Genomic DNA, 338 nt, shown 5'->3' with positions numbered 1-338 from the left:
CGGACGCTGACGCTCGACCGTGAAATCACGCTGCCATCCTCCGGTACCACGCTGATAAGCCTGGTTGACGGAAGTGGTAATCCGGTCAGCGTGGAGGTTCAGTCCATCACCGACGGACTTAAGGTGAAAGTGAACCGGGTTCCTGACGGCGTTGCAGAATACAGTGTGTGGGGGCTGAAGTTGCCGACGTTGCGTCAGCGCCTGTTCCGCTGTGTGAGTATCCGTGAGAACGATGACGGCACGTATGCCATCACTGCCGTACAGCATGTACCGGAAAAAGAAGCCATCGTGGATAACGGGGCGCACTTTGACGGCGACCAGAGCGGCACGGTGAATGG

The 338-nt window shown here is 58.0% G+C and carries 1 protein-coding gene; it reads left to right on the top strand.

Features of this window, described 5'->3' with window-relative positions:
• Positions 1 to 338: hypothetical protein (locus tag FQZ95_RS11990; protein ID WP_442898506.1), on the top strand; the 338-nt coding region annotated here is incomplete at both ends.

The organism is Escherichia sp. HH41S (assembly GCF_009820115.1).
GTDB classification, from domain to species: Bacteria; Pseudomonadota; Gammaproteobacteria; order Enterobacterales; family Enterobacteriaceae; genus Escherichia; species Escherichia coli_F.
Note: the sequence above shows the minus strand (reverse complement) of the source record. Positions and strands in the feature narration are given on the sequence as shown.